This is a genomic window from Brevundimonas sp., from assembly GCF_032107865.1.
In the GTDB taxonomy this organism is placed as follows: Bacteria; Pseudomonadota; Alphaproteobacteria; order Caulobacterales; family Caulobacteraceae; genus Brevundimonas.
The window spans coordinates 1-3,005 of the sequence record NZ_DAMCNG010000283.1; the positions used below are offsets into that span (position 1 = coordinate 1).

Here is a 3,005-nt window from a genome sequence, read left to right on the forward strand (position 1 = left end):
CGCCATCTCGAAGACATTCTGGACGAGGAGGCGGCCGAACTGGACGGCGCCGCCCGCGCCCGCATCGAGGGCTCCCTGCGCGGGCTGGACCGGCGCGGCCGCATGACCCTGCCCGGCTGGCGCTCCATGCTGGCGGCGCTGGAAGAGGGCGGAGACGAACCTGATCCTGACTACGTCGACTGGCTTTCGGCAGAGGCCGCTTTCGGTCGCATCCACGACGTGGCGTTGCGTCGTCACTGGATCGACCCAACCGTGCCGCTGGAGGCGGCGGTGGTCATGCCGTCGCACGGGGTGCTGGTGACCAGCGCCACCCTGACCGACCCGGCCGCCGAAGACCCCTTTGATCTCGCCCGCCTGCGCACCGGGGCCGCGCGGCTGATCGAACCGGCGCGGACGCTGAAGGTGGACAGCCCCTTCGACTATGCGACCAACAGCCGGGTCATCGTCGTCAATGATCTGGTCAAGGACGACCCGCGCCAGATCGCCTCGGCCATGCGTGAACTGTTCCTGGCGGCGGGCGGCGGAGGCCTGGGCCTGTTCACCGCTATCCGCCGATTGAAGGCGGTCTATGAGCGGCTGGGGCCGGAGCTGGCGCGGGCGGGACTGCCGCTCTACGCCCAGCACGTCGATCCGCTGGAGGTCGGGGCGCTGGTGGATGTCTTCAGGGCCGAGCGGGACAGCTGTCTGCTGGGCACCGATGCGGTCCGGGACGGGGTGGACGTGCCGGGGCGATCCTTGCGCGTTCTGGCCTTCGACCGGGTGCCGTGGCCGCGCCCGGACCTGCTGCACAAGGCGCGGCGCGAGCGGTTCGGCACGGGCTCGGGCGGGCGCTCGTGGGACGACGCCCTGGCGCGCGGGCGGATTGCGCAGGCGTTCGGCCGCCTGATCCGCCGCGCCGACGACCGGGGGGTCTTCGTCATGCTGGACGCCGCCTGCCCGACGCGCCTGTTCGCCGCCCTGCCGCCGGGGACTGAGGTGCTGCGTCTGGGCCTGGCCGAGACGGTGGAGTTGACCAAGGGCTTCCTGGCGGAGCAGCAAGGCGACTGACCATGTCCAGAACCACGCCCGCCACTGTCGCCCTGATCAAGGCCGACGTCGCCTTCGATCTGCACCCCTACGACTACGACCCCGACGCGCCGCGCGTGGGGTTGCAGGCGGCCGAGGCGCTGGGCCGGGCGCCCGAGCAGGTGTTCAAGACGCTGATGACCCTGGTGGACGGCAAGCCCGTCTGCGTCATCCTGCCCTCCGACTGCGAGGTCAGCATGAAGAAGCTGGCCGCCGCCGCCGGGGGCAAGTCAGCACAGATGATGAAGCCCGCCGACGCCGAACGCCTGACCGGATTCAAGGTCGGCGGCGTCAGCCCCTTCGGCCAGAGGAAGGCCGTCCCGACCTTCATCGACGAGACGGCGATCCTGTTCGACCGGGTACTGATCAACGGCGGCCTGCGCGGCCTGTTGCTGGAACTGGCGCCGGATGAGGCCGCGCGGGCGTGCGCGGCCTCGTGGGCGGATCTGACGGCCTGAGCGGCCTAGCTTTCGAACGTCACGACCACGCTGTCGGCGGAACGCTCGGCCTCGCCATGGAACACCGCTTCGATGTTGTTGCCGTCCGGGTCCAGCAGGAAGGCGGCGTAGTAGCCGGGGTGATAGGGCCGCTCGCCCGGCGCGCCGTTGTCGGTTCCGCCCGCCGCCAGGCCCGCCTTGTGGAAGGCCTCGACCATGGCGCGATCCCTGGCCTGGAAGGCCAGGTGGCAACGGCCGGTCGGCCGCCCCGCCGCCGCGATGCTGTCCACCGCCGAGACGAACAGCTCGTCGGCCCAGAAGAAGCGTTCGGCTTCGCCGGCGATCGGCACGCCCAGGGCCTCCAGCACCGCGCCGTAGAAGCGACGACTGGCCTCAAGGTCCGGCGCCACCAGTTGCAGATGGTCGATCAGCCGACCGCGATGAAGCTGCTGCGTCTCCATGATCCTCGTCTCCTGTCAGATTGCGATTCGAACGGGCGGCAGCCTGGCCTGTTCCTGCTGACAGGACGTGTCAGCAGCCTCGCGTCCTGCTAAAGCGCGCACATGACCGACACGAGCGCCGCCGCCCCGCACCACAGCCGCAAGGGGCTGATCATTCCCTTCGTCATCGTCGCCGTGGGCCTGGTCCTGTGGACCGGCTGGTGGTTCTTCCTGACCCAGCAGATCGAGCGCCGCATGGAGGCCAAGATCGCCGGGTTGCAACAAAGCGGCTGGACCATTGAGCACGCCGGAATCTCCACCACCGGCTGGCCCATGCACGCGCGGGTGACGATCAAGCATCTGGACGTCGTCGCCCCGTCGGGCCATGCGATCGCGGCGCCCGAGATGATCGCCCAGGCCAACGCCTACAATCCCACGCGCTGGGTGCTGGCGGCGCCGGACGGCCTGACCGTCACGCGCGGCGAAAAGGGCAAGACCGCCATCCGCGCCGAGGGCATCCGCATGAGCGTGCACGGCTTGACGCAGCGCTGGCCCAATGTGGCGCTGGAGCTGGAGAAGCCGGTCTTCACCGCCCTGCCGGACGCCGAGCCCTTCCCGCTGAAGCAGGCGGGGCTGGTTCAGTTCTACATGCGGCCGCACATGGTCGGCTCCGACACCCCGACCGATGACGTGGACGTGCTGTTCCGTCTGGTCGACGGCGAGGGCCGTGCGAACGGCCCGGTCGAAGGTTTTACCCAGTCGGGGATGCTGAACGCCCAGATCGAGGCGGTGGTCGAAAAGGCCTCGGCCCTGCGCAAGGGCGCGGACGCCAAGGGGCTGCTGACCGCCTGGACGGCGGCGGGCGGTCGTTTCATCGACGTGAAAGGCCAGCTTCAGGCGGGCGAGAGCAAGGCTTTCGTCTCCAGCGACGCCTTGTCGGCGGACGCCAAGGGCCAGTTGGAGGGGCAGGTCTTCGTGCGCGCCGAGAAGCCGCTGGCGGCCATCGTCGGCCTGGCGGGCGCTCAGCAGGGCGGGGCGCTGGACCGCGCCGCCGCCGCCAAGG

At 70.2% G+C, this 3,005-nt stretch carries 4 protein-coding genes; 3 read left to right on the forward strand and 1 reads right to left on the reverse strand.

Annotation, left to right across the window (positions count from 1 at the left end; all coding sequences use genetic code 11):
• The coding region (locus tag RT567_RS15535; RefSeq protein ID WP_313577135.1) for a helicase C-terminal domain-containing protein at positions 1-1,047 on the forward strand (1,047 nt) is incomplete at its 5' end.
• Positions 1,048-1,049: 2 nt separating this feature from the next.
• Positions 1,050-1,523 carry a Cys-tRNA(Pro) deacylase gene (ybaK, locus tag RT567_RS15540; RefSeq protein ID WP_313577136.1) on the forward strand — a complete coding sequence of 158 codons (474 nt, stop codon included), beginning with the start codon at positions 1,050-1,052 and terminating at the stop codon, positions 1,521-1,523.
• Between the two features lie 5 nt (positions 1,524-1,528).
• Here ybaK and RT567_RS15545 read toward each other — a convergent pair whose 3' ends face one another.
• Positions 1,529-1,963: a VOC family protein gene (locus RT567_RS15545; RefSeq protein ID WP_313577137.1), complete on the reverse strand. Its 435-nt coding sequence runs from the start codon at positions 1,961-1,963 to the stop codon at positions 1,529-1,531.
• A gap of 102 nt (positions 1,964-2,065) precedes the next feature.
• Between RT567_RS15545 and RT567_RS15550 the strand changes: the two genes are divergently transcribed.
• Positions 2,066-3,005: DUF2125 domain-containing protein (locus RT567_RS15550; protein ID WP_313577138.1), on the forward strand; the 940-nt coding region annotated here is incomplete at its 3' end.